The sequence below is a fragment of the Mailhella massiliensis genome, from assembly GCF_020741395.1.
GTDB classification, from domain to species: domain Bacteria; phylum Desulfobacterota; class Desulfovibrionia; order Desulfovibrionales; family Desulfovibrionaceae; genus Mailhella; species Mailhella massiliensis_A.
In genome coordinates this window covers 1-25,916 of the sequence record NZ_DYZA01000015.1, presented here as the reverse complement: position 1 = coordinate 25,916, position 25,916 = coordinate 1, and the positions used below count along the sequence as shown (strand labels likewise).

Sequence of the window (25,916 nt, the reverse complement as noted above, 5' to 3'; positions counted from 1 at the left end):
ATGAGAATATTTCTTTTCCCGTTTGCGGTTATGCTCCTGTTAGGATGCTGCCTTACCGGATGTCTGAGCGAAGACAGGCTGGACAACGTGAAGGTAGACGGCAGCATGACTACGGTAATCGGCACGGGGAGCGGCTATTCCCGCGCCGGCAGCCAGATGCAGACCGGCATAAGTTTTTAGCCCCTTGGGCCGTATCCCTTCAACCTAGGTCATACCGATGCTTGCCATTCTCGACTATAAGGCGGGAAACCAGACCAGCGTCATAAGAGCGCTGCGTTCTCTGGATATTCCTGCCGAAATCACGGCCGATCCTTCGACCATACTTGACGCCGAGGGCGTAATTTTTCCCGGCGTGGGCGCGGCCGGACAGGCCATGGCCCAGCTTACTTCCACAGGCATGGACAAGGTCCTGCGCGAGGTCGTCGCCATGCAGAAACCCCTGCTCGGCATCTGTCTCGGCTGCCAGATACTTCTGGAGCACAGCGAGGAGAACGATACAGCCGCGCTCGGCATCGTGCCCGGCGTCTGCCGCCGTTTTCAACCGGAATGGCGCGACGGAGGGGAACCTATCCGTATTCCGCACATGGGCTGGAACACGCTGGAGAAAAAGCGTCCCTCCGAGCTTCTGGAGGGTGTGGAGGAAGACGCGCGTTTTTATTTCGTGCACAGCTATTATACCGACCCGGCCCCGGAGCTTGTCATTGCCACCAGCCGTTACGGATGTGAGTTCGCGGCGGTATACGGCCGCCCCGGCCTCTGGGCTGTGCAGTTCCATCCCGAGAAGAGCGGCCGCCCGGGCCTGAGACTTCTGACGAATTTTTATGAGTACTGCCGGGAGGCCTCCCGTGTCTGAAAAAAGCCATTTGAGCAAAAGGCTCATTCCCTGCCTCGACGTGCGGGGCGGCCGCCTGACCAAGGGTATCAAGTTCAAGGGAAACGTGGATATAGGCGATCCGGTGGAAACGGCCCGCCGCTATTATGAAGAAGGTGCGGACGAAATCGTTTTTTACGACATTACGGCTTCCTGCGAAGCGCGGGGGATTTTCCTTGATGTCGTGGAGCGTGTGGCGAGCAATATTTTCATCCCCTTTTCCGTGGGCGGGGGCATTTCTTCCGTGGAAGACATGCGTGCCGTGCTCCTTGCCGGGGCGGAAAAAGTTTCCGTGAACTCCGCGGTAGTGAAGGATCCTTTTCTCATCAGCCGCGGGGCGGACGCCTTCGGCTCTCAGGCCGTGGTGGTGGGCATGGACGTGAAGCGTGTCGATGTGAGCGCGGCGTGCCCTTCCGGGTATGAAATCGTCATACACGGCGGGCGCAAGCCCATGGGTATCGACGCCATAGCCTGGGCACGCCGCTGCGAGGAACTCGGGGCCGGGGAGCTTTGCGTCAACTCCATAGATGCCGACGGTACGAGAGACGGTTATGAGCTTAACCTCACCCATATGATCTGCAATGCGGTGACTATTCCCGTCATCGCCTCCGGCGGGGCGGGAGCACCTGAGCATCTGGTGGACGCCGTGACGAAAGGCGGAGCCTCCGCCGCGCTGGTGGCCTCCATTGTGCACTACGGGCAGTACACTATCGCGGAGCTCAAGGATTACATGGAAAAAGCCGGGGTGCCGGTGCGGAAGGTATAGAGGCTCCCTGTTTTTTCACGGGATGCATGCAATATTGCGGCCGGAGGGCAAAGCGCCTATGCTTGCCCCTTTCTACACGCCCATCATCTGAGGAGTACGACATGGCTCACGATTTCCCCACGCGCCGCGCGCGCATGGAATATGTCTGCATGAACTGCGGCCGACGCCACCCGGTGGACGCCCTTCTCTATACCTGCCCCGACTGCGGCGGGGTTCTTCTGCTGGAAGACCTTGATTTCGACGACATGAAGGAAAAAGGTGCGCAGTACTGGCGCGACCTGTTCGACGCGCGTCGTGCCACGCGCACCACGACTCTGCGTGGTGTGTTCCGCTTCTATGAACTTATGGCTCCCGTGCTGGAGGAAGAGGATATTGTGTATCTCGGCGAAGGCGATACGCCCGTCATTGAGGCTTCCGCCGAGCTTCAGGCCCTGGTCGGCCGTCGTTTCGCTTATAAGAACGACGGCATGAATCCGAGCGCTTCCTTCAAGGACAGGGGCATGGCCGGGGCCTACAGCTATCTGAAATCCCTGGTGCGTAAAAACGGCTGGAAGGAAGTGCTCACCATCTGCGCCTCCACGGGCGATACTTCAGCCGCCGCCGCCATGTATGGGGCCTATGTGGGGGCCCCTATCCGCACCGTGGTGCTTCTGCCCCACGGTAAGGTCACGCCCGCACAGCTTTCCCAGCCTCTCGGTTCCGGCGCACAGGTTCTGGAAGTGCCCGGTGTCTTTGATGACTGTATGAAGGTGGTGGAATATCTGGCCGAACATTATCGTGTGGCCCTGCTCAACTCCAAAAACAGCTGGCGTGTACTCGGGCAGGAATCCTATGCCTACGAGGCGGCCCAGTGGTACGGCTGGGACATGGCGGACAAGGCCCTGTTCATGCCCATCGGCAACGCGGGCAACATCACCTCCATGATTTCCGCCTGCCTGAAGATGTACCGTCTCGGCATCATTGAAGAGCTGCCGCACATTGTGGGAGTGCAGTCCGAACATGCCGACCCTGTGTGGAGGTATTACAGCCGTCCGAAGGAAGAGCGCGAGTATCACCCCGTGCCCGTAAAGCCCAGCGTGGCGCAGGCCGCCATGATAGGCAACCCCGTCTCCTTCCCCCGCGTGAAGAATCTGGTGGAACGCTTCGAGGCCCTGGGCGGCCGGTTCGATGTTGTGCAGGTCACGGAACAGGCCATTATGGATTCCATGATTCTCGCCAATCGCCACGGCCATATCGCCTGCACGCAGGGCGGGGAAAGCTTCGCGGGCATGCTGAAGGCGGAAAAGCTCGGCCTGCTCGGCAAGGAGGAGTTCTGTATCCTTGACTCCACGGCTCACGCCCTCAAGTTCGCAGGGTTCCAGAATATGTATTTCGAGGATTCCTTCCCTGCCGGATACGGCGTCAAGGCACGCCAGGAACTTGTGAATCATCCGAAGCTTCTGCTTACCGCCGAAGAGCGCGCCGCCATGCCCGAAGGGGAGTTCACCCGGGCTGCGGCCCTTGCCGTGGCGGATGCCGCCGGTCTGGACAGGGCATAGGGAGTGCGCTTCTGAATTTTCCGCAAAAGGCCGGATACGGGCGCATTGCGGAGAAGCCGCTTGACAGCGTGTGTCTCACAGGCTATCCCTCATTCATCGGATACTCCAGACAAGTATCCCGACTCAACTCGGAATTATTAACTAGTGCCGAACCTTGTTTCGGCCGAACCTTGGAGGCTGTTATGGGCTACAAGATTACTTTTGACGCGGACAAGTGCGTCGGTTGCGGTCAGTGCGTGGATATCTGCCCTGTGTCTGTCTGGGAAATGCACGACGGCAAGAGCGATCCCGTGAACGCTGAAGAATGCCTTGGCTGCGAATCCTGCACCGGTGTTTGCGAACACGACGCCATCGTGATCGAAGAAGACTAACGCATCGGCTATTCCGGCGAGGGCGGCGCAGGCCGCCCGGGCTTTGCGCGACGTGTCGCAAAAAGTCCGCAAAAGGCTTGGAGTCGCCCGTGAACGCTGACGGAACCGCCGTTTTCCGGCGGCCCGTGTGAGCCTGTTACCGCCGGATGGGCTTTGCTCATCCGGCGGTTTTTTAACCGTTTTCTGGTGAGATGTATGAAAACCAACCCGGAATTGGACGCTATCTTTCAGGAGTACGAACAGCTTGCCGCGCAGGCCGATCAGCTTTTCGACCGTGTGAAACATCAGTTCCCCGAAGAAGTGGCATGCACTGCGGGGTGCAGCAGCTGTTGCCATGCGGCTTTCGATCTTTCCCTCGTGGAAGCCATGGCGCTGAACCGGGCGTTCAACAGGGAATTCGATTTCGGTATCCGCCGTTCCGCTGTGCTTCAGGCCGCAAGCGACGCCGACCGTCAGCTCACCCGTCTGAAAAGGCACTATTTCCAGCAGGCCCGCCAGGGTATGTCCGACGAGGATATCATGGTGGAGGCCGCGAAGGAGCGTGTGCGCTGCCCGCTGCTCGGACTCGACAATACCTGCCTGCTTTATGAGCACCGCCCCATCACCTGCCGCCTGTACGGTATTCCCACTTCCATTCACGGCAAGGCCCATGTTTGCGGAGAGTGTCGTTTCAAAAAAGGGCAGCCCTACCCTACAGTGGCGCTTGACCGCATACAGGACCGCCTGGCGGACATGAGCCGTCGTATCGGCTCCGCCGTCGGTTCCCGCTTCCGTGAGCTGCACCGTGTGTATGTGCCCGTGTCTATGGCGCTCATCACCAGATACGACGATGCCTATCTCGGCATTGGGCCGTCCCCCAAGGAGTAGCCCATGTCCATAGCTCCGCTTTTGCGCAATGAGAAACCCCGCAGTCTTACCCATGAGGAAGAAAAGCTCAAGCGGGACCTGTATGAGAAAATTCCCGCGCGCCGTCGCAAGTTCATCGACCGCATCGGCTATGAGAACTGGGATCCTTTTCCCGAGCCCAATGATCCCATTGAAATACGTACCGACATAACGAAGCGCACGGCCCAGCAGCTCATGCAGGAATTCATCCGTTCCAAGAAGTGCGAGGCGCAGCTTGCCGGGGAATCCGATCCCAGCGAAGCCTTTATCCAGGGCGCCATGGAAGGTGCCGTAGCCGTGGTGAACAAGCAGGAGAAATTTCTCGGCACCTATGAGTTTGCCGCCTGGTACCATGAACTCCTAAAAAAGGAAGGCCACATCCGATGAAAGACCGCTATACCGATATCCATGAATATGTCCACGATCTTCAGGAAGCCATTGAGAAAGATCCGAAATGCGCCATTCATCACTATAACCTCGGCGTGGCCATGCTTTCCCTCGGAGATTACACTGAGGCGGAGGAATGTTTCCTGAACGCCGTTCGTCAGTCCGCGCACATGGCCGAAGCCTTCGTACAGCTCGGCGGGTTGTGTCTGCGCCGCGGTGATCTTGACGGTTGCATGCAGTACAATAAGGAAGCCGCGGAATGTCGCGCCAAGTTCCCCGTGGCTTGGGGGAATATCGGTTTTGTGCATCTCCAGAAAGGGGAAGTGGATGAAGCTATCGCCGCGCTTCACAAGGCCCTCACCTGGGATCCCAAGTACATTCAGGCCCGCGCCACCTTCGCTTCCGCCCTGTATATGAAGGGGGAATATGAAAAGAGCGCGGAAATGAGCCGGATGGTTCTTGAGCAGGAGCCCTCCTTTGCGCCTGCCTGGAATAATCTTTCCCTCGCCTGCCTTGAACTTGGCGATGTGGAAAAAGCCAAGGAGTACGCGGAGAAAGCGTGCGAGTTCGGCTATGATGTTCCCGACGACTACTGGAATCTGCTCAAGGAAGCGGAAAAAAACGCCTAGTTGGAGCTTGCGGAAAAAAGACTTTTTTTGTACGAAGAGCGGGCAGGTTCCAGAGTTTTTCACCGGCGCGCAGGCCTGAAAGGGTTCTGACGTCGCCGGTTTTGTCTTTCCCGGCAACCGCGCGCTCCTGAGGCGGCAGTTTCTTTTCCTTTTGGGGAAGGGATATTTTGCCGCCGGACAAATACTTGTCAATAGAGCACGAGTTTGTTATTGAAGGTACAAATGGGCCTGAGGAGAGATTGTTTTTAATTTTTTAAGCAGGGGACTTTTTTATGGCAAATGAAAACATTGTCGTTGACGATGGCCGTGCGAAATGGTCTGACCTTTGGCTGAAGGAAGACTATTGGGCGATCTGGATCGGCTTCTTCATCCTGATCATCTCCGGCCTCATCATGATGAATGGTCGTGCCGACATTGAAGCCCAGCTCAGCAAGTATGACGCCGTCATCGCCGCTGAGAAGGCCAAGCCCATCAAGACCATTGAACTTATTCAGGCTCAGGCCGCAAAGAAGGCCGTGGCGGGCAACAAGCTGCCGGCCGCGAAGACCATCATCTCCTATCTGAAGACGCCCGCCAAGTGGTCCGGGAATCCTCTTGATTCCTTCATCACTCATGCCGACGAGTCCGCCAAGCCCGCCGCTGAAGCTGCTGCCAAGGCCGCTGCTGAAGCCCTGACCGTCGCCAAGACGGCTCAGGAAGCCGCCGCTACCGCTTCCTATCAGAACGCCGACCTGAACAAGGCCGCCGAAACCGCCATTGCCGACTGGCAGAAGGCCGACAGTGCCGCTTCCAAGGCCAAGGCCAAGATCGGTTCCGACACCAATCTGATCCCCGGCCTCATTGTCCTCGGCATCTCCCTCGGCGTGATCACCGCCGTCGGCATGGGCGTCATGGGCGCCAACATGGTGCAGTACTTCATCGGCTTCCTCGGTGTGTATGTTCTTTGCATCTTCGCCAACTTCCTCGGCGGCTACAAGCCTACGGCCACCTATGGTCTGAACGCTGAAATCTGGTCCATCATCGTCGGTATGGTCGTTGCCAACACCATCGGTACGCCCAAGTGGATCAAGCCTGCCGTGCAGGTGGAATACTTCATCAAGGCCGGCCTCGTACTGCTCGGTGCCGAAGTTCTGTTCAACAAGATCCTCGCCATCGGTATCCCCGGTATCTTCGTGGCCTGGGTGGTTACCCCCATCGTCCTGGTGTCCACCTACATCTTCGGCCAGACCGTCCTGAAGATGCCCTCCAAGACCCTGAACATCACCATCTCGGCCGACATGTCCGTGTGCGGTACCTCCGCCGCCATCGCCGTGGCTGCCGCCTGCCGCGCCAAGAAGGAAGAACTGACCCTGTCCGTCGGCCTTTCCATGGTGTTCACCGCCATCATGATGATCGTCATGCCTGCCTTCATCAAGGCTGTGGGTATGCCTGAAGTCCTCGGCGGCGCCTGGATCGGCGGTACCATCGACGCCACGGGTTCTGTGGCCGCCGCCGGCGCCTTCATCGGCCCCAAGGCGCTGCAGGTTGCCGCTACCATCAAGATGATCCAGAACGTCCTCATCGGTGTGAGCGCCTTCTGCGTGGCCATTTACTTTGCTACCAAGGTGGAAGCTCATGAAGAAGGTACGAAGGTCGGTCCCATGGAAATCTGGAACCGCTTCCCCAAGTTCGTCATCGGCTTCCTCGCTGCCTCCATTGTGCTGTCCACTGTTGCCGGTAACCTCGGTGCCGATCTTGGCAATGCCCTGATCTCCAACGGTACCAACAAGATCAGTGTGCCTCTGCGCGGCTGGTTCTTCTCCCTGGCCTTCATCTCCATCGGTCTTGCCACCAACTTCAAGGAACTCGCCGGCTACTTCAAGGGCGGCAAGCCCATCATCCTGTACGTCTGCGGTCAGTCCTTCAACCTCGCTCTGACCCTCCTGATGGCTTGGATTATGTTCTACAAGGTGTTCCCGGAAATCACCGCGAGCATCTAACGCTCTGAACCTTTGACACTTTGCCCGCACCGCCTTTCGGCGGTGCGGGCTCTGGACTTGAAATGACACATCTCTCCTCTTCCAGCCGAAAAGTCGCATGGTTGAAGCTGGTTGTGCTCAGCATGGCCGCATGGCTTTTTCTGGGTGAATTTTTGCCGTGGGTATATGACGTGGTTCCACCGCTTCGCCATTCCCGCGATCAGCAGGCCAAGTACGACATTTCCGCCGGAGCCATTTACTATACGGATGTGCCGGTCACTCTCGACAGTGAAATGGCCTCCCGCGAGGCCGTGCAGAAGGCCATAGAACTCCGGGCCTCCTCCATGTAGCTTGTCCCTTTTGGGGATTCTCGCAAGATGCCGCAGGCTGATGCCTTCGGCATTTTTTTTGACCGGGAAAGCCTATTTTCTTGCGGCTTCCCGTGTGGTATGTAGGTTGAGTCGCCGGGCCTTTTGCACGCGGAAGGGGCGGCGCAAAATCTTTATTTATGGAAAAACATATGCAGCATCTTGAAAGTATGGGGGACAAGTGGTTTGTCCTCGGAGTCAGTTCTGACGATGTTCCCGGCGTCATCTCCACCACGCTGGAGCTTGGCGGAAGCCGCCCCGCATGGGGCAAAAAGGACGAAAACGTGGAGCGCATCCTCATGGCCTGGCCCAGCGAGTCGCTTCTGCGCACGTCCGTGCTTATGGCGGGCAAGCCCGAGGGCAAGCTTTCCGTCGCCGCAGTGACGCCTTTTATGGAGGGCTTTGCCAACAGCCTTACCATCAAAGACACATACGCCTGGAAGGGGGGATATGCGGGTGAGATTCTTGCTCAGCCCGAGGGCTTCCCTCCCCTGTGGTTCTATGATCCGCTCTTTTTCCGCGATACGGAAGGCGACGTGAAGGAGAAGACCTGCACATTTTTGCTTTCCGGTCTGTGCTTCGGCATACGCCGTGCCCTTCTGGATGAACTGACGGTGACGGAAGGTCCGGCTTATGAAAAGCATGCGCTGGAGTGGATGAAGGCCAATCCCACCAAAACGCGCCTCGACGTGCCGCCGCTCAAGATTCCTCTCAAGGGGAAAACCATCGTGGATCTTGGCGAACATTTAAGCGAATATCAGTGCCATGCCTCCATTTTCGATGTCGACAGCTTCATGTTCGGTCCGGAGAAGGCGCAGATCAAGGTGTATCGTTTCGGCATAGGCTTCGGTAATCCCGAAAAGCCCGTCTATGCCATTATCTATGCGTCGGAGAAGGTCTGTCACAGAGGGTATGTACCTCAGGAAGGCGACGATGTGGATATGATTTTCTGGCTCCAGGGGCGTGTCGATGATACAGCCGGCGGCGTAGCCTCTCCTGAAGAATCCACGGAACAGGAAGGCAATGCGTAATATGGATGCTCTGAAGAACACGATGCTGCGCGTTGCGGGAGTGATTGAAGAGTCCATCGTCGATGGACCGGGGCTTCGCTTCGTGCTTTTTCTTCAGGGCTGCCGTATGCACTGCAAGGGGTGCCAGAATCCTCAGACCTGGGATTTTGAAGGAGGGACTCCGGTTTCCGCCGATGAGATACTCTCCCGCATACAGGGAGATCCTCTGGTGCACGGCATCACGTTCAGCGGGGGAGAGCCTTTTGAGCAGGCCGGGGCGCTGCTGCCTTTGGCGGAGGAACTGAAAAGGCGCGGTTATCACCTCATGGCTTTCAGCGGCTATACCCTGGAGCAGCTTCTGCAGAAGGAAGGTTGCAGGGAACTGCTTTCCCTGCTGGATATTCTGGTGGATGGGCCCTTTGTGGAAGAGCAGAAATCTCTGGAGCTGCGCTTCCGCGGCTCGCGCAATCAGCGTATCCTGAACATGGCTGCCACAAGGGAAAACGGCTGGTTGCCCGTGCTGGATGAGCTGCACGGGCCGACGAAGCGCTGAGGGGTCTGCTTCGGCAGAGTAGGTCAGGCCCGCCGTTCCTTAAAAGGAGCGGCGGGCCTTTGTCGTGCGGTCGTGGCGCCTTTGAAAAGGCGTTTTGGTGGAAAAAGGAGACGTCTCTGATGGGGGCGTACCTTTTCATGATGAAATAGCCCTTTCGGCAGGCGGATGCGGTCTTCTTCGGTTCGGGATAGTGTGTTTGCTTTCAGTGGTGAAAAAAGGCCGGGAAAAAAGCTCTGGGAGGGCTTGAATACGCTTTTTCTGAGCCGGAACTTATCTGGAAAGCTCGAGTTGTGAAAAAAGGCGGGGGGCGGAGCTGATGCTCCGCCCCCCGCCTTCATCGCCAGCAGGCGAAGGTTACTTCCAGTTGTCCATGCTGCAATGCTTGACGCGGTCGCGCTCTTCGGCGGCCTTGCCGTCGTTGAAGCGGTCGAGCGTGCCCACGAGGTACCCGGTAATGCGGCGGATACGCTCGAACTTGACATTGGAACCGACGAGAATCTGGTCGGTGGCGGCAGCCACATCGGATTTGCAATGAACCATGAGAACGCTCCTTAGAGTTTGATATTGGCAATTTTGTCGTGGGCTTCGCTACGTTCGTCGCTGTTGCGGCTGTCGTGTATGTAGCCCTTGATCTGTTTCAGAACGGAGAGAGGGATGCCTTCGCCGTCGTGGCGCCCGCAACGGGGGCAGACATCGCCGATAATGCCGGTGTAGCCGCAAACGGGGTCGCGGTCCACGGGGTGGTTGATGGAGCCGTAGCCTATCCCCATCTCCTTCATGGCTTTGACGATATCCTCGAAGGCCTGGAGATTGTTGAGCGGGTCGCCGTCCACTTCCACATAGCTGATGTGCCCGCCGTTGGTCAGCGCGTGATAGGGCGCTTCCAGGCGCAGCTTGTTGAAGGCGTTGATGGGGAAGTACACCGGGATATGGAAGGAGTTGGTGTAGTAGTCCCTGTCGGTGATGCCCGGAATGTTGCCGAAAATCTTGCGGTCGTACTTGACGAAGCGGCCGGCCAGGCCTTCGGCCGGGGTGGCGATGACGGTGAAGTTCAGGCCGGTTTCCTCGCCTTTTTTGTCGGCACGTTCGCGCAGGGTGCGCACGATGCGCAGGCCGAGCTCCTGAGCTTCCTCGGATTCGCCGTGATGGACGCCGATGAGCGCCTTCAGACATTCGGCAAGGCCGATGAATCCGGTGGTCAGAGTGCCGTGCTTGAGCACTTCGCCCACTTCGTCGCTCGGGGCCAGCTCGTCGGAATCCAGCCAGATACCCTGTCCCATGAGGAAGGGGTAGTTGCGGCAGCGCTTGTGGCTCTGGATTTCCAGCCTTTCGAGAAGCTGGTCGAACACCAGGGTGATCTTTTCGTTGAATTCCTCGAAAAAGCCTTCCACATCCCCGCGATGCTTGAGCCCCAGGCGGGGCAGGTTGATGGATGTGAAGGAGAGGTTGCCCCTGCCGAAGGTGGTTTCACGCTCGTTGTCATAGCGGTTGGCCATGACGCGGGTGCGGCAGCCCATATAGGCCACTTCATGGTTGGGGTCGTTGCCTTTGAGATAGGGGGCGTTGAACGGCGCATCCATGAAGGAGAAGTTCGGGAACAGACGCTTGGCGGACACGCGGCAGGCCAGCTTGAACAGGTCGTAGTTGGGGTCTTCCGGGTTGAAGCTGTAGCCTTCGCGCACCTTGAAGATATGGATGGGGAAAATAGGCGTTTCGCCGTTGCCGAGCCCGGCGTCTTCGGCCAGCAGGGTATTCTTTATGACCATGCGGCCTTCAGGCGTGGTATCCGTGCCGTAGTTGATGGAGCTGAACGGAACCTGTGCGCCGGCACGGCTGTGCATGGTGTTCAGGTTGTGCAGAAGCCCTTCCATGGCCTGATAGGTATCCCTGTCCGTCTTGGCTATGGCCTTTTCAATGACATGGTCGGCTTCGGCCGCAGGCAGACGCTTCGTGAGCTCGCCGCGCACGAAGGCAAGCCCATCCTTGTTGAGAATGGAGCGGAAGGAGGCATATTCCCCGGTGGGGAAGGCATGGGTGCGCAGGGAACTTTTCACCTCGGCGCGGAAATCCTCCGGCGCGTCGCGCATGTCGAGGGCAAGGTCGATATTCTTGATGAAGCTGCGGGCTACGCCGGGCGCGAGGCCGTATTCAAAGTTGGGGATGCTCTGCCCGCCGTGTTGGTCGTTCTGGTTGGACTGTATGGCGATGCAGGCCAGGGCGCTTGCACACTGGATGCTGTTGGGTTCGCGCAGAAAGCCGTGGCCGGTGTTGAATCCGCCGTTGAACAGCTTCTTGATATCGATCTGGCAGCAGGTCGTGGTGAGCGAGAGAAAATCGAGATCGTGGATATGGATATCCCCTTCCTCGTGGGCGCGGCTGAACTCGGGCGAGAGCAGGTAGTTTTTATAGAAGGCCTTGGCCGCCTCGCTGCCGTAGCGGAGCATGGTACCCATGGGGGTATCACCGTCGATATTGGCGTTTTCACGCTTGAGGTCCAGTTCCTTGGCATCGGTGAAGGAAAGATCCTTCAGCGTATTCATGAGGCCGGTTTTCATTTCGCGCACGCGGGTGCGTTCGTTGCGATAGAGAATATAAGCCTTGGCGGTGCGGGCGTGTCCGGCCTCTATGAGGGCTTTTTCCACCAGATCCTGCACATGTTCCACGTCGGGGGTATCGTTACCTTCCGCTTCAAGCATGTCGAGCACCTGATCGGCCAGGTTGCGGGACATGGCGCGGTCGGTGCCGCCCTGAGCTTTTGCCGCACGAAAGATCGCCTCATCTATCTTGGCTATGTCAAAAGGAACTATGCGTGAGTCTCGTTTCTTGATGAAGCGGATCATACCTTTTCTGAACCCTCTGAACCTTATATCCTGGCTTTGCCAGGGATTGCGCCGAGTACTCGGTGTTATGATAATATATTGATTATACTGACAAAAACAGCCGGAATTCCAAATTCTGTGAACAAGGTTTTCAGGCGTTTTCCAAGGTGTGGGAACCCATTTTCCCCAACCTGAGAAGAAGAGCCTAGCCTGCCGGAAGGAGCGGGTCAAGCGTCGTGTCGGAAAGAACGGAAGCTTAGCGGGATTTCTTTTCATGAGATTTGACTGCAGGCGCGGCTTCGGCGCGGTCTAAAAAAATTTTTGTGTTGGAAGCAGGTTCGGAAGGTGAGGGTTGAACTCTTGACAAGGGTGGAAGTCGCAGGTAAAAGGTTTGCACGCAGTGGAAGGTAAGGTTCATTTCGGATCTTGCCTTTCTTACATCCTGATGCACCGCGCAAAGCGGTCTGGTAGGGTGGCCTGACGACGGCCTCCCTTTTTTTATTATATAAGGTATGATGCATGGGAAAAGGTCTTTCTGCTGAGCAGATCGTCCGCCGCGTCCGTGAGGCGGCGGAACCGGTGATTGCCTCTTTCGGCCTGATGCTCTGGGGTATTGAAGTGGTGGCCGGAGGGCGCACGGTGGTGCGTGTGTATGTGGACGCTCCGGCAGGCGGCGCAGATGCCGGAACCGGTGAGGACGGCGTGTTGGAGGGGGTTTCCGTCGATCAATGCGCGGAAATTTCCCGCATGGTGGGGCTGGCCCTGGACGTGGACGAGGTATTTTCCGACGCCTGGGTGCTGGAAGTTTCTTCTCCCGGCATGGATCGCATGTTCTTCGAGCCCGCCCAGCTTGTTTCCTATGTGGGGAGCGATATCGACGTGACGCTCACGGATCCGCATCCCGATATTGCCGGGCGGCGCAAGTTCAAGGGGCCGCTCAAGTCCGTTTCCGACAAAGAGTTCATCATGGAGGTGCTTCTTGTGCCCGCTTCCGGCGAGAAGCCTGAGCCTGCGGAGGTGACTATCCGCTGGAACCAGGTGAAGAAGGCGCGCCTCATACCCGTTTTTCCTGACACCAGCAAGCCCGGAGCCGGAAAGAACGCAAAGCATGCATCCGGCAAAGGCGGAGGTAACAAAGCATGAGCCTGGAACTTAAAAAAGCCATTGAACAGATCAGCAAGGACAGGGGGCTCGACCGCGACATGCTCGTCAGCACCCTTGAGGAAGCCGTGCGCACCTCCGTAACGCGCAAGTACGGCGACGATCTGGACGTGGAAGTGCACTACAGCGACGACACTGGCGACATTGAGGTGTTCCAGTTCAAATTCGTGGTGGAAGAAGTGGAAGACCCCCTTACCCAGATTTCCCTGGAAGAGGCCCGTCAGCACGATCCTTCCATCCAGATCGATGATGAAATGGGCTTCCGTCTCAAAGTGGAGGATCTCGGCCGCATTGCCGCACAGTCGGCCAAGCAGGTCATCATCCAGCGCATGCGCGACGCCGAGCAGGAACTCATCTACGAGGAATTCAAGGACCGCGTGGGTGAAATTGTGAGCGGCATGGTGCAGCGCCGCGACAAGGGCGGCTGGGTCATCAATCTCGGCCGCACCGAAGCTCTTCTGCCCCGTGAGGAGCAGATTCCCCGCGAGCATTACAAGCGTAACGACCGCATCCAGGCCCTTATCATCGACGTGCGCCGTGAAGGCCGCGGTCCGCAGGTCATCATTTCCCGCGCCCACCGTGACTACATGGCTGCGCTGTTCCGCCGCGAAGTGCCGGAAGTGGACGACGGAAGCGTGCAGATCATGGGAGTGGCCCGCGACCCCGGTTCCCGCGCCAAGGTGGCCGTGCTCTCCCGCGAGCGCGATATCGACGCCGTGGGTGCGTGTGTGGGCGTGCGCGGTTCCCGTATTCAGAACATAGTGCAGGAGCTTCACGGCGAGCGCATCGATATCGTGGTGTGGAATCCCGATATTGCCACCTATGCCCGCAACGCCCTGGCTCCTGCCGTGGTTTCCCGTATCAATGTGGACGAAGCTTCCAATCTCTTGGAAGTCACCGTTCCGGACGATCAGCTCACCAACGCCATCGGCCGCAAGGGGCAGAACGTCAAGCTGGCGGCCAAGCTCTTGGGCTGGAAAATCGATATTTTCACCGAATCCCGCTATCATGAGGCCAATGCCGCGGGCCGCGGCCTGGAGCAGGTGGCCAGCGTGGCCGAGATTCCGGTGGACAAGCTGATGGAAGCCGGCTTCCGCTCCCTGGACGCCCTGCGTGGGGCAACCAACGCGGAACTTGCGGAAAAGCTGAACCTTACCGACGCTCGCATTGCCGATCTGCGAGCCGCCGTGAATTTCCTCAGCCCCGTGGTGGAAGGGGAAAAACCGGAAGCGGGAGAGGAATAGCAGCATGGCGGAAAGGCAGGAGCCCGTCCGCATGTGTGTCGTGTGCAGACGGCGCTTTGCCAAGTCGCAGCTTATGCGTCATGTGCCTGCCCCAGAAGGCGTTGTCGCCGGGAACGGGCTGGAAGCGGATAAAGCTCAGACGAGGCCCGGCAGAGGCTGGTATGTATGCGACGATCCGCATTGCCGGGAGCGCTTCGCAGGCATGAAGTTCAGGCGCAAATCTCACAAGGGGAGCAAGAATGGATAGGATAAAGATAAAGGATGCCGCAACCGAGCAGGGCATGAAGCCCGAAGAGCTTGTAGCCCGCCTTCGTGAGGCCGGGATAGAAAAGACGGTAAAAGGTTCTCTCTCCCCGGAAGAATACGAAAAAGTCAAGGTTAAAAAGTCGGAGGCCTCTGTGGAAGTTGTCCGCAAGGATGTTATTATACGTCGTCGTTCCAAGCCGGCAGCAGCGGAAGCTCCTGCCGCGCCCGTAGTGGAAGAGAAGGCCGCTCCTCTCGCCGGTGAGACTCAGTCCGCCGCGTCCGAAGCCGCTCCTGTGGAGGCGAAGGCCGTGCCTGCTGTGGAAAAGGCACCCAAAAAAGCCAGGGCCCCCCGTGAGGCATCTCCTGTGGCCCGTATCGTGCGTCCGGCGCGTATCGTGACGCCGGAACCTGCGCCTGCCGCCGTGGGGGCGAAAGCCGAGCCTTCCGTTTCTGAAGCCGTGGCGGAAAAAGCATTGGAAAAGGTGACGGTGGTGGAAAAGCCTGCCGTAGAAAAGCCTGTGGAAAAAGCGGCGGAAAAGCCCGAGGCGGAAGAAAAGGCCGCTCCCGTGCAGGAAGTGAAGGCCGAAGAATCCCGTCAGGACAAAATGCTCCGCGCCCGCAAGGTGGAAGTACCTGCGGCCCGTATCGTGACGCCGAGGCCCGCATCTGCCGCCCCCGAGGCCAAAGTGGTGGAAAGACCCGCTCAGGAAGTGAAGGTCGTTCCCGCTGCTGAGATAAAGGTCGAGGCCCTCAAGGGAGATCGTCCTCGCCGTGCCCCCGCCGCTTCGGCGGAACCTGAAGGTTCTTCTCAGCCCAGTCTGCTGCCTCCTGTGCAGGAACGTCGCCATACCCCTGAGGAAGGGGAAGGCGAGGATACCCGTAAAAAGGCTCAGCCCGCCGCTTCGGAAGGCGTTCCCCGCGTGCGCGTGATTTCCCGTCCCGACCCCACACAGGCCCGTATCGTGCGTCCGGCTTCTCCTTCGGAAGGCCGTTCCGGCCGTGATGGGGACAGTCGTCGCGACGGCACCCGTGACGGCGGGCGTCGCGACATGCGCGATTCCCGCGCTCCGCGCCCCGACGCCCGCGAAGGTCGTGAGGGTGAAGGCCGCGACCGCGACGGCAGGGAGCGTGACAACCGTCGCTCTTCGGGCAACCGTCCTTCCGGTGGCCGTTCCTCCGGCGGCGCTCCTTTTGCGACGCCCTTCGGCCAGCAGCCGCCCCTTGAAGGGGAACAGAGCCGCAAGAAGCGCAACAATAAGAGCCGCCGTTCCGTGGACTTCCCTCAGGATTCCGACGATTTCAGCCGTCGCCACGGCGGGCCCGACATGGACGATGACGAAGGCATGGTGCGCACCCGTCGTTCGCACAAGCCCAAAAAGCAGCAGCATCAGGCGCCCAGCCAGTCCACCCAGCCCATGAAGGCTGCCAAGCGCAAGATCCGCGTGGAAGAATCCATCCGCGTGGCGGACATGGCCCATCAGATGGGCGTGAAGTCCAGTGAGATCATCAAGATTCTCTTCGGCCTCGGCGTAATGGCCACCATCAACAACGCCCTGGATATCGACACCGCCACGCTGGTGGCCTCGGAATTCGGCTATGAAGTGGAAAAGGTGGGCTTCTCCGAAGAGGCGTATCTGCTTCCTGCTTCCGCCGACACGCCGGAAATGTTGAAGCCCCGTCCTCCCGTGGTGACCATCATGGGCCATGTCGACCACGGCAAGACCTCTCTGCTCGACGCCATACGCAAGACCAGCGTGACCAGCGGCGAAGCCGGCGGCATCACGCAGCATATCGGCGCCTACCATGTCAAGACCAAGCGTGGCGACATTGTTTTCCTTGATACGCCCGGCCATGCGGCATTCACCGCCATGCGTGCCCGCGGCGCACAGGTCACCGACCTTGTGGTGCTCGTGGTCGCCGCCGACGACGGCGTCATGGAACAGACCCGTGAAGCCATTAACCACTCTCGTGCGGCGGGTGTGCCCATTCTGGTGGCCGTGAACAAGATAGATAAGGAAACCGCCAACCCCGACCGCGTGCTCCGCGAGCTTTCCGAGCTGGGCCTCCAGCCGGAAGAATGGGGCGGCGACACTGTGGTGGGTATGGTTTCCGCCAAAACCGGCAAGGGCCTCGACGACCTTCTGGAACTCATCGCCCTTCAGGCCGAGATCCTGGAACTTAAAGCCAACCCCGACAAGCCCGCGCGCGGCCATGTGGTGGAAGCCAAGCTCGACAAGGGGCGTGGCCCCGTGGCTACCGTGCTGGTGCAGGAAGGCACGCTCCATCAGGGCGACGTCTTCGTTTGCGGAGTGTTCGCCGGGCGCGTGCGCGCGCTCTTCAACGATCAGGGCCGCAAGATCAAGGAAGCCGGGCCTTCCATGCCTGTGGAAATCCAGGGCTTCGAAGGAGTGCCGGAAGCCGGTGAGGAATTCGTGTGCCTCGACGACGAAAAGACGGCCCGCCGCATCGCCGAATCCCGCGCCACCAAGCTGAGGGAAAAGGAACTGGCCAAGGTGTCCCGCGTGACGCTGGAGAACTTCCTCAAGCAGAGCGCGGACGCTCAGGAAACCCTGGTGCTCAACGTGGTGCTCAAGGCCGACGTGCAGGGCTCCTTGGAAGCTATTACCGAATCGCTGCGCAAGCTCAGCACCGAGAAGGTGCGCATCGATATCATCCATGGCGGTGCGGGCGCAATTTCCGAATCCGACGTCATGCTGGCCGCAGCTTCCAACGCCATCATCATCGGCTTCAATGTACGTCCTACGGCCAAGGTCAAGGAAGTGGCGGAACAGGAGCAGGTGGATATCCGCTTCTACGATATCATCTACAAGCTTGTGGATGAGATCAAAAGCGCCATGGCGGGCCTTCTTGCTCCCGTGTCCAAGGAAGTGTACCTGGGGCAGGCCGAAGTGCGCCAGACCTTCTCTGTGCCCAAGGTCGGCCTCATTGCGGGCTGCATGGTTACGGACGGCAAGCTCACCCGTACTGCCAATGTGCGCCTGCTGCGTGACGGCGTGGTGGTGTACACCGGCAAGATCGCTTCCCTCAAGCGTCTTAAGGACGATGCCCGCGAAGTGGTGCGCAACCTTGAGTGCGGCGTGGGTCTTGAGAACTTCCATGATATCAAGATCGGGGACGTCATCGAAGCCTTTGAGCTGGTGGAAGAAGCGGCATCCCTCGATTAAGACCGGGGAGCGCCGGAAGGCGGAGCCTTTATGAGAAAACGCGGGCGGGAAGCATGCTTCCCGCCCGCTTCATGTTAAGCGCTTATCGAAAACAGTTCATGGATGTTGCACACAGGGCTTTCCATGAAGGAACCGTCAACTGTTCGGAAAGAGAAGGCCCCAGGCATGGGGGGAGAGTCGGAAGGATATCCTGAAGCCGTAGACTTTGTTCAGCGGAGGAGAAAAGAGCCTTTACAAAAATGCCGGAAAGGGCATACCCCCTGCCGGGATTGTGGATGCGTATGAAAAAGCCCGGGGAATTTTCCCCCGGGGAGCATGAAGACCTTTTTCCTGCTGTGCTGAAAGGCTTGGGGATGAGCCGCTTTTCGCTGTGCAGCTTCTTGCGCTGTGCCGCACGGGGGCGACGCATATTGTACGCCTGCACGGTGCTTCTCTTCTCTCTGGATAAGGGAATATGTCGTGGATGCGTCGGATATTCGGCCGGAACAGGACTTCCTTGCCCGTGTCCGAGCGTCGGAAACGTATGAAAAGCGGAAGGGCGAAAAGGCTGACGACGTAGAGAGCAGCGTGAAGGAGCCCCGCCGGGGAAAGGTGCCGCATCGGGAGGGAAGGGCGGCGTGTTCGTGTCGGGGCCGTCGCCAGACTTGTCCGGCCTTGCCGCTGCCAGCCGGTTTTTGAGGATGAAGGCCCGGGGGAAATTTTCTCCCGGGCCTTCATGTGCGGAATTCGTCAGTTCTGGGCGACGCCCCAGTCGTGGCCTTTTTCCGGATTGAGCTGCCACACTTTTTTATGCAGTTCGTGCAGAAGGCGCGGATCCATGAGCAGGGCCGATTTTTCCTGCTTGGAGAGGCCGAAGGGGCCTTTTTCCAAGGCTTTGGCCAGCAGGGCGCGGCGCATTTTTTCCCGGGTTTCCCCTATGGGCCGCTCCCAGGTGCGGCGGCGGATGAGCGCGATGTGCAGGGCGTGCACGCGGGGGATGACTACGGCGCGGGTAAAGCCCCGGGAGGGTGCGATGGTGAAGGGGGAATAGCGGTCGGGCCGGGCGAGCTCTTTGTGCATGTCGGCCTGCTCCGGCTCTTCTTTAAGCTCCGAGGAAGTGATGAACAGGCCCATGCGGCGGGCGGCCATACCCCAGCTCACGCGGCTTGTGAACACGGAAAGGGGGATGGAAAGTGCAAGCCCCACGGCGATGGGCGAGAACCACCAGAAGAAGCCCGGGTTGATGAGCCACATGAGTCCGCCCCAGATGATGCCGATGAGCGTGCCCCACCAGTGGAAGCGTATGGCATCGCCCCAGGTCGTGCCCATGTCGCTGCGGTTCTGGGTATTCCACGACACTTTCCAGCCGAGCAGCGTGGTGACTACGAAGAAGCTGTGGAAGAGCATGCGCACGGGGGCGAGCAGGGTGGAAATGACAACTTCCGCCAGCACGCTCAGGCACATGGGAAGCTTGCCTCCGAAGTTCTTTGCCCCGCCCTTGCGCAGGGTGAGGATGATAGCAAAGATCTTGGGCATGAAGAGCATGATGCAGGTGCTGCCGAGGAGCAGAAGGGCCCATTTGGGATACCATGTGGGCCAGATGGGGAAGAGCGTGGGGTTGCTCGGGAAGTAGGAGGGGGGGATGAAGGCTTCCGTCACGGCCTGGATGGAGCTGAACACCAGGAAGAAGAACCACAGAAGGGCCGAGGCATAGGACATGATGCCGTTGATGAACAGAGCCCTGTGCGTGGGGAAGATGCCGCCGGAGAAGATGAGGCGGCTGTGCTGCAGGTTGCCCTGGCACCAGCGGCGGTCGCGGATGAGCTCGTCGATGAGGGAGGGAGGCGTTTCTTCCCAGGATCCGTCGAGGTCATAGGCCAGCCATACGCCGTAACCTGCACGGCGCATGAGTGCCGATTCTACGAAGTCGTGGCTCAGGATATCGCCCGCAAGGGGGCCGCGGCCCGGCAGGGTGGGAAGCTGGCAGTGCCGGATGAAGGGGTCTACGCGGATGATTGCGTTGTGTCCCCAGTACTGGGCGTCGCCGAGCAGCCAGAAGTGCAGCCCTGTGGCAAATACGGGGCCGTAGAGATGGTTGGCGAACTGCTGAACACGGGCGATCAGGCTGTTCATGTTCACGGCGAGAGGCGGCGTCTGTATCATGCCCATTTCAGGGTGCAGTTCCATGGATTTCACCATGCGCACCATGGTGCGGCCGCTCATGACGCTGTCGGCGTCGAATACGATCATGTATTTGTACTGCGCGCCCCAGCGGCGGCAGAAGTCGGCCACGTTGCCGCTCTTGCGCTTGGTGTTGTTGCGTCTGCGGCGGTAGAAGATATGGTTGAAGCACTGCTCGTTGCGGCAGAATTCATACCATGCCTCCTCCTCGGCCACCCAGGCGTCGGGGCTGGTGGAGTCGCTCAGGATAAAGATATCGAACTTGTCGCTTTCCCCGGTACGCACCAGGGAATGCCAGGTGGCGGCGATGCCGGCCATGTATCTATGCGGGTCTTCATTGTACACAGGAAAGAGTATGGCCGTGCGGCAGGTATCGGGGATGGTCGCCTCATCGCAGCCCCTTGTGGGGGCAAGCCGGTCGACTTTGCGGGACAGTACCCAGCAGCCTGCCACGCACATCCAGAATCCTATGGAAATCCAGCCGAACAGGATGGCGAAAAGCACGGCCGTCACGATTTTCACGGCTTCTATGCCCTGCTGGGGCAGAATGCTGTACATGAGGTAGGCGCCGATGATCGCGGGCACGAGGATGAACGTCATGAGCAGGCTGCGGCGGCGGCCCGCCACGCGCTCCCACTCAAGCTGGCGGCGCTGGCGCTCCGCACTGTCCTTCCAGGAAGCGCGTTCCTTCATGCCGGAAGGGAAGATGCGGAAAAGGCGGCTCAGCGTCTTTTTAAAAATGCTTATCCAGGGAGTGCGGTCCAGTTCTTCTGCCAGCATGGAGCTGCGTGTCATGCCCGGGGCGGACATGAGGTGGGGAGCGTCGTCACCGGGTATGAGCTCGCGGCCTCTTTCCGCCAGTATGGCATGCAGGCATACGAGAGCCTCTTCATAATCGGGGTGGTCGGAGGAGCAGCGTTTCAGGCTTTCCAGGGCAAGATCCACACTTTCCCTGGGCGACAGGTTCAGGCCGCGCGCGTAGAGAAGAACGCGGTCGCGGACGCGGAAATCCATATCCTGATAGGTATTCATGCGAAAACCTTTTGAGGCTGGAGGTTGCGTGCCGCCGGGAAAAAGGGCGGAAAACGGAGTCTTCCAGCCCTGTTATACGTCCCGGAAGGCGAGGCCCCGGCGATGCGCCGAAGCCTCCGTAGTTCTCGATCATTGAGGCTGGAGCTGCCAGTCGTAGATCCAGGTTTCGGTGATGGGATCGGGGAGGTTTTCCCCCTTCTTGAGCAGGGCGCGGAAACGCAGGTTGACGGGGCCCTTGCGCGCTGCCATGAGGCTTTCGATCACGCCTTCCTCCTTGGGCAGCCGGACGGTGAATTCCAGCCTCCAGCCGCCGGTGGCATCGTTGCGCAGGAGTTTCTTTTCCAGGAGGGGGATGGGCTCGGGCGTTTCCACAATGCTGGCAAGGCCCGTGTCTTCCGGCAGCGTGGCAAGTTCCCCGCCAGCGAAGTCCACATGGAAGGTCATGGTATCCGCGTTCCGGGAAATGCGGGTGGAAGTCGCCTGGCCGAGCCCATGGCGCGAGGTCTGCGGCTGCATCCAGTACAGCTTCCAGCTGTACATCTGCGTGTCGGGGTAGCGCAGCTCCGCTTCGGGCTGGTCGGGATTGTTCTTGTCGCGCGGCTTGTCGGGAGTCCAGAAGGCCACGATATTGTCGTGCATCTCGTCTTCCGTGGGGATTTCCACAAGGTTCAGAGTACCGGGCCCCCAGTCGCCTTCCGGTTCCACCCAGAGGGAGGGGCGCTGTTCGTATTTTGCGTCTATGTCCTGATAGCTCTTGAAGTCGGAGTCGCGCTGCATGAGGCCGAAGCCCCTGGGGTTCGGAAGAGGGAAGGTGTTCACGCTGAGGCGCTTGGGGTTGGCAAGCGGGCTCCAGAACCAGTGCTTGTCGCCGTTCACATAGAGCAGGCCGTCGGAATTGTGGACTTCGGGGCGATAGTCGCCCGGGCGGCCGTTTTTCTCCTCCCCGTAGAAGAACATGCTGGTAAGAGGGGCAAGGCCTATTTTCTGGAAGTTCTTGGCCCCCTTTCTGGTGAAGAGCGCACACTTCACTTCCATGACGGTGGGGGCGCCGGGCGTGATGATGAAGCGGTAGGCCCCGGCCATGCTCGGGCTGTCCATCAGGGCGTAGATGGTGATGTTTGCCGCATCCGCCGCAGGCTTCACGATCCAGAATTCCCGGAAGTAAGGAAATTCTTCGCCCTGCGACGTGGCGGTGTCTATGGCGAGCCCCCGTGAGTAGATGCCGTAGTGGGTATCTGCAGCCAGGGCACGGAAATAGGAAGCGCCGAGGAAAATGGCCAGTTCATCCCTGTAGTCGGAGCGGTTCAGCGGATAGTGCAGGCGGAACCCCGCGAAATCCATATTCTTGGCCTGAGCCACCTGCTTGGAGAGTTCTTCACTTCCGTACTGGAAAAGGGACGTGTCGAAGGTGATATCCTCCACACCGTCACTGTTGACGATATGCATACGCACGGGCATATCGTAATAGAGGCCGGGGTGGAAGAACTGCACGGTGAAGGGCAAGCCCTCTTCAGCCCAGAGCGCCTTTTCCGGCAGGTAGCGGATGGAGCTCCATTCGTCATAGTTCAGTTTAGTGAGAAAGTCGGGCACGGGTGTGGAAGGCACATAGGCCGTGGCTGCCAGATCCTGCGCCCTGGCCTGCACGTCGGCGAAGGTGAAGGGTTCTGCGGCGCCTGCGGAAAAAGGTTCCGCAAGAAGGGCGGCCAGCAGGCAGAAGGACATGAGCATGCGATGAAACATAGAAAGTAACTCCCTGAAGATTGGGGATTCGCTATCCGTCACAACATTAGAGTCCGATTGTAGAAAAGCGCCGCAGCATGCGCGGCCGGGGCGGCATACGGACTCTGCCCGGGGCATTTCCGGCCGCGCCGGCCGCCGGGGACTTGTCTGAGCTTCTTCTTTCCTCCCTACTTAAAGCCGGAACGGCTCTATGTCCAGAGATTTTATCCCCTTGCGGCACGGAGAAGGCTAAGGTAGAATATTTCGCCGGATCGGTTTTCCTCCGCAGGGGCCTTTGGGTATCCGGCTGGAAAGTTCACGGCCGTGGACGCCCTTGCCCCGGTGTGGATAAGGAGTATTCCGGGCTTTTACGGCGCGGCTTTTGCATGCTTTCATGGCCAAAAGCTCTGTGCGTTCATCATAGATAAACAGGGACTTTTATGGATGCGTTGCTGGAACTTATACAGGTAAGCCGGGAATTTTCCGTGCGAAGGGGATTTTTCGACCCGCGCCCGGCGAGCGTGAAGGCTGTGGACAAGGTGAGCCTTGCGCTTTTTCCCGGGGAAACGCTGGGGCTGGTGGGGGAATCCGGCTGCGGCAAGTCCACGCTGGCACGTTTAGCTACGGGGCTTCTTTCTCCTTCTTCTGGAGAGGTGCTGCTTTCCGGCCGCCCTTTGCGGGAATGGACGGCTTTTGAGAAGGCAAGCCGTATCCAAATGATTTTTCAGGATCCCTTTTCTTCGCTGGATCCCCGTCAGACGGTGGGCTCCAGCATTGCGGAACCCTTTGTCCTTGCGGCAAAGGCTTCGGGAAGATCTCTTTCCCGGCGGGAGAGCCGGGAGAAGGTGCAGGATATTCTTTCCCGTGTGGGGCTTCAGCCTGAACATATCGACAGATATCCCCATGAGTTTTCCGGCGGCCAGAGGCAGCGTGTGGCCGTGGCCCGGGCCATTGTGGCCGGTCCGGGCGTCATGGTGTGCGATGAGCCGGTTTCCGCCCTAGATGCCTCGGTGCAGGCACAGGTACTGAACCTTTTGAAGGATATGCAGGAAAATATGGGGCTTGCGTACCTGTTTATTTCCCATGATCTCGGGGTGATAGGTTTCATGAGCGACAAAGTCGCCGTCATGTACCTGGGGCGTGTGGTGGAAACGGCCCCCTGCCGGGAACTTTTCGCCCATGCAGCCCACCCCTACACCGAAGCCCTCATGGCCGCCGCACCATCGCGAGATCCAGCCCTCCGCGGGCGTACTGCGCTTCTTTCCGGCGAGATGCCGAGTCCCCTCTCCCCGCCGCCTGGCTGTGCCTTCCATCCCCGATGCCCTTATGCGAAGCCGTTGTGCCGGGAAGAGGAGCCTCCTCTTGTTTCTGTCAACCAAGGGCATGCCGTGCGCTGCCATTTTCCGTTGTGAGGATATGCATGATCATTCTCGACAAACAGTATGTGTCCCGGGAACTGAAGGAATACCTGACCGAAAGTCGCGTACCCGTATTACGCAACGAGGCCGCACTTGCCGCCGCCCCCGAGGGGACGTTCCATCTTGTTTCCGATGAGGAGGCCGACGCGCTGCTCGCCCAGGGAGAGCGCATTTACACCACCTGCGAGAATTCCCTGTCGTGGGTACTCCGGCATTCGCCGGACAAGGGTCTGCAGAAAGGCATAGCCCTGTGCAAGGATAAGGCAGCCTTCCGCCGTATGCTTGCGAAGATCTACCCCGATTTTCTTTTCCGCGAAGTCGCAGCGGAAGAACTCACGGACATTGACTTCCATGAACTGAAAACGCCCTTTATCCTGAAGCCCTCCGTGGGCTTCTTCAGCGTGGGAGTGTACACCATCTTCAACGAGGAGGACTGGAAGCGGGCTCTTGACGACATACGCCGTCATTCCTGCGACTGGAAGAAGGAATACGATGAAAGTGTGGTGGCCAATACCCGCTTTCTTCTGGAGCAGTACATCGGCGGCGAGGAATACGCCGTGGACTTTTACTACGACGGCGAAGGCAGAGCCGTCATAGTCAACATTTTTCATCATGAGTTCGCGTCGGCCGACGACGTGAGCGACCGCCTGTACTGCTCCGGCGCTTCCATCATCCGGGAGCACCTCCAGCCGTTCACGGATTTCTTTAACCGCATGAATGAAGAGATGGGGGCGCGCAACCTGCCCATACACCTGGAGCTTCGCGTGGAGAACGGCAGGATCATCCCTATTGAGGCCAACCCTCTGCGTTTTGCCGGCTGGTGCCTCACCGACCTTTCGCTGCACGCCTACGGCTTCCGCACCTACGACTATTTCCTGAATGATATCCGTCCCGATTGGGACAGCCTGCTGAAGGGAAAGGAAGACAACATCTACTCTTTTATCGTGCTCAATCCTCCCGCGAGCCTGAAGCCCGGGGACGTATTCAATTATGACAGGCTCTGCGCCTCTTTCGGAAAGGTGCTGGAGATGCGGCCTATCGACTACCATACGGGGCCGGTATTCGGCTTTCTGTTCACCGAAACTGAGTCTCAGAATAGGGAGGAGCTTGACCATATTCTGCGAAGCGACCTGACGGAATACCTGAACTGAGTGTTTTGCATCTGCTTTTGCGGAACTTCCGAAAGGGGGTTCCGCTTTTTTGTCTTTCGGCCATGCCGAAGATGCTTTTGTACGAGGGCGCGGTACCGGCAGGAATGGGGAGAAAGGGAGCGCTGTTGCAGGTGTGACGAGAAGCGTCATGTCCCGGTGCGAGGGAATTTGTCTTTCGGAAAGAGAGACCGTGCGGCAGACAGTGAGTCGGCCGTGAAGGGGATTTTGAGGGCGGAGCAGGCCGCGGAAGAGGGGGGAAGCCTGGCGAGGTCTTGCGGCCCGGCCTGAAAGAGCCCCCGTTTCCGGTAGGGAGATGGTATGCTCCCCATCAGGTGGACAAAGTAAGAAAGCCCCAGTAGGCTGAACTTTGTAACCTGATGGGGATTTGTATGTCAGAACGGAAATTCATAACCTATTCTCAAGGATTCAAAGAGGATGCGGTACG

The 25,916-nt window shown here is 58.9% G+C and carries 22 protein-coding genes; 18 read left to right on the top strand and 4 right to left on the bottom strand.

Annotated elements, in window-relative coordinates; all coding sequences use genetic code 11:
- The 12 genes from K8W16_RS00680 to nrdG form a co-directional block, all read left to right on the top strand.
- On the top strand, nucleotides 1-180 hold a 180-nt coding region (locus K8W16_RS00680), incomplete at its 5' end, for a hypothetical protein (protein WP_304120277.1).
- Between the two features lie 37 nt (nucleotides 181-217).
- Nucleotides 218-853, top strand: coding sequence for an imidazole glycerol phosphate synthase subunit HisH (hisH, locus tag K8W16_RS00675; RefSeq protein WP_304120275.1), 636 nt, complete (start codon nucleotides 218-220; stop codon nucleotides 851-853).
- Complete coding sequence (hisF, locus tag K8W16_RS00670; RefSeq protein ID WP_304120273.1) at nucleotides 846-1,637, top strand: imidazole glycerol phosphate synthase subunit HisF; 792 nt, start codon at nucleotides 846-848, stop codon at nucleotides 1,635-1,637. Before hisH ends, hisF begins: the two co-directional genes overlap by 8 nt.
- A 101-nt stretch (nucleotides 1,638-1,738) precedes the next feature.
- A complete protein-coding gene (gene thrC, locus K8W16_RS00665; RefSeq protein WP_304120271.1) occupies nucleotides 1,739-3,175 on the top strand; it encodes a threonine synthase in 1,437 nt (478 codons plus the stop codon).
- Between the two features lie 182 nt (nucleotides 3,176-3,357).
- Nucleotides 3,358-3,546 carry a 4Fe-4S binding protein gene (locus K8W16_RS00660; protein ID WP_304120269.1) on the top strand — a complete coding sequence of 63 codons (189 nt, stop codon included), beginning with the start codon at nucleotides 3,358-3,360 and terminating at the stop codon, nucleotides 3,544-3,546.
- A 195-nt stretch (nucleotides 3,547-3,741) separates the two neighbouring features.
- Nucleotides 3,742-4,413 (top strand): YkgJ family cysteine cluster protein, encoded by a 672-nt coding sequence (locus K8W16_RS00655; protein ID WP_304120268.1) that lies wholly within the window; start codon nucleotides 3,742-3,744, stop codon nucleotides 4,411-4,413.
- A gap of 3 nt (nucleotides 4,414-4,416) precedes the next feature.
- Nucleotides 4,417-4,818 (top strand): hypothetical protein, encoded by a 402-nt coding sequence (locus K8W16_RS00650; protein WP_304120267.1) that lies wholly within the window; start codon nucleotides 4,417-4,419, stop codon nucleotides 4,816-4,818.
- Complete coding sequence (locus K8W16_RS00645; RefSeq protein ID WP_304120266.1) at nucleotides 4,815-5,447, top strand: tetratricopeptide repeat protein; 633 nt, start codon at nucleotides 4,815-4,817, stop codon at nucleotides 5,445-5,447. The genes K8W16_RS00650 and K8W16_RS00645 overlap by 4 nt, the downstream gene beginning before the upstream one ends.
- A gap of 272 nt (nucleotides 5,448-5,719) precedes the next feature.
- Nucleotides 5,720-7,426, top strand: a complete 1,707-nt coding sequence (locus tag K8W16_RS00640) for a YeiH family protein (protein WP_304120264.1) — start codon at nucleotides 5,720-5,722, stop codon at nucleotides 7,424-7,426.
- Between the two features lie 62 nt (nucleotides 7,427-7,488).
- Nucleotides 7,489-7,755: a hypothetical protein gene (locus tag K8W16_RS00635; protein WP_304120262.1), complete on the top strand. Its 267-nt coding sequence runs from the start codon at nucleotides 7,489-7,491 to the stop codon at nucleotides 7,753-7,755.
- Between the two features lie 170 nt (nucleotides 7,756-7,925).
- The gene (locus K8W16_RS00630; protein ID WP_304120260.1) at nucleotides 7,926-8,804 is read left to right on the top strand and encodes a hypothetical protein; all 879 of its coding nucleotides are present in this window, start codon (nucleotides 7,926-7,928) and stop codon (nucleotides 8,802-8,804) included.
- The gene (gene nrdG / locus K8W16_RS00625) at nucleotides 8,797-9,336 is read left to right on the top strand and encodes an anaerobic ribonucleoside-triphosphate reductase activating protein (RefSeq protein WP_304120258.1); all 540 of its coding nucleotides are present in this window, start codon (nucleotides 8,797-8,799) and stop codon (nucleotides 9,334-9,336) included. Before K8W16_RS00630 ends, nrdG begins: the two co-directional genes overlap by 8 nt.
- 354 nt (nucleotides 9,337-9,690) lie before the next feature.
- Here the strand turns inward: nrdG and nrdD are convergent, their stop codons facing one another.
- Both nrdD and K8W16_RS00615 read right to left on the bottom strand, forming a co-directional pair.
- The gene (gene nrdD, locus K8W16_RS00620) at nucleotides 9,691-9,876 is read right to left on the bottom strand and encodes an anaerobic ribonucleoside-triphosphate reductase (RefSeq protein WP_077073998.1); all 186 of its coding nucleotides are present in this window, start codon (nucleotides 9,874-9,876) and stop codon (nucleotides 9,691-9,693) included.
- Between the two features lie 11 nt (nucleotides 9,877-9,887).
- On the bottom strand, nucleotides 9,888-12,176 hold the full coding sequence (locus tag K8W16_RS00615; RefSeq protein ID WP_304120255.1) for an anaerobic ribonucleoside triphosphate reductase: 2,289 nt from the start codon (nucleotides 12,174-12,176) through the stop codon (nucleotides 9,888-9,890).
- Nucleotides 12,177-12,674: 498 nt separating this feature from the next.
- On the opposite strand from K8W16_RS00615, the gene K8W16_RS00610 reads away from it, so the two are divergent.
- Genes K8W16_RS00610 through infB form a run of 4 tightly spaced genes read left to right on the top strand, consistent with a single transcriptional unit; the run spans nucleotide 12,675 to nucleotide 17,991 of the window.
- The gene (locus K8W16_RS00610) at nucleotides 12,675-13,298 is read left to right on the top strand and encodes a hypothetical protein (RefSeq protein WP_304120254.1); all 624 of its coding nucleotides are present in this window, start codon (nucleotides 12,675-12,677) and stop codon (nucleotides 13,296-13,298) included.
- The gene (nusA, locus tag K8W16_RS00605) at nucleotides 13,295-14,560 is read left to right on the top strand and encodes a transcription termination factor NusA (RefSeq protein WP_304120252.1); all 1,266 of its coding nucleotides are present in this window, start codon (nucleotides 13,295-13,297) and stop codon (nucleotides 14,558-14,560) included. The genes K8W16_RS00610 and nusA overlap by 4 nt, the downstream gene beginning before the upstream one ends.
- A gap of 4 nt (nucleotides 14,561-14,564) precedes the next feature.
- Complete coding sequence (locus K8W16_RS00600) at nucleotides 14,565-14,807, top strand: YlxR family protein (RefSeq protein ID WP_304120251.1); 243 nt, start codon at nucleotides 14,565-14,567, stop codon at nucleotides 14,805-14,807.
- Nucleotides 14,800-17,991: a translation initiation factor IF-2 gene (gene infB, locus K8W16_RS00595; protein WP_304120250.1), complete on the top strand. Its 3,192-nt coding sequence runs from the start codon at nucleotides 14,800-14,802 to the stop codon at nucleotides 17,989-17,991. The genes K8W16_RS00600 and infB overlap by 8 nt, the downstream gene beginning before the upstream one ends.
- A gap of 729 nt (nucleotides 17,992-18,720) precedes the next feature.
- On the opposite strand, the gene mdoH is transcribed toward infB, so the two are convergent.
- Nucleotides 18,721-21,183: a glucans biosynthesis glucosyltransferase MdoH gene (mdoH, locus tag K8W16_RS00590; protein WP_304120248.1), complete on the bottom strand. Its 2,463-nt coding sequence runs from the start codon at nucleotides 21,181-21,183 to the stop codon at nucleotides 18,721-18,723.
- 129 nt (nucleotides 21,184-21,312) lie between these two features.
- Nucleotides 21,313-22,923 carry a glucan biosynthesis protein gene (locus K8W16_RS00585; protein WP_304120247.1) on the bottom strand — a complete coding sequence of 537 codons (1,611 nt, stop codon included), beginning with the start codon at nucleotides 22,921-22,923 and terminating at the stop codon, nucleotides 21,313-21,315.
- Between the two features lie 419 nt (nucleotides 22,924-23,342).
- Here K8W16_RS00585 and K8W16_RS00580 point away from each other — a divergent pair, with 419 nt between their 5' ends.
- Nucleotides 23,343-24,314 carry an ABC transporter ATP-binding protein gene (locus K8W16_RS00580; RefSeq protein ID WP_304120245.1) on the top strand — a complete coding sequence of 324 codons (972 nt, stop codon included), beginning with the start codon at nucleotides 23,343-23,345 and terminating at the stop codon, nucleotides 24,312-24,314.
- An 8-nt stretch (nucleotides 24,315-24,322) separates the two neighbouring features.
- On the top strand, nucleotides 24,323-25,471 hold the full coding sequence (locus K8W16_RS00575) for an ATP-grasp domain-containing protein (RefSeq protein WP_304120243.1): 1,149 nt from the start codon (nucleotides 24,323-24,325) through the stop codon (nucleotides 25,469-25,471).
- Nucleotides 25,472-25,916: the final 445 nt, after the last annotated feature.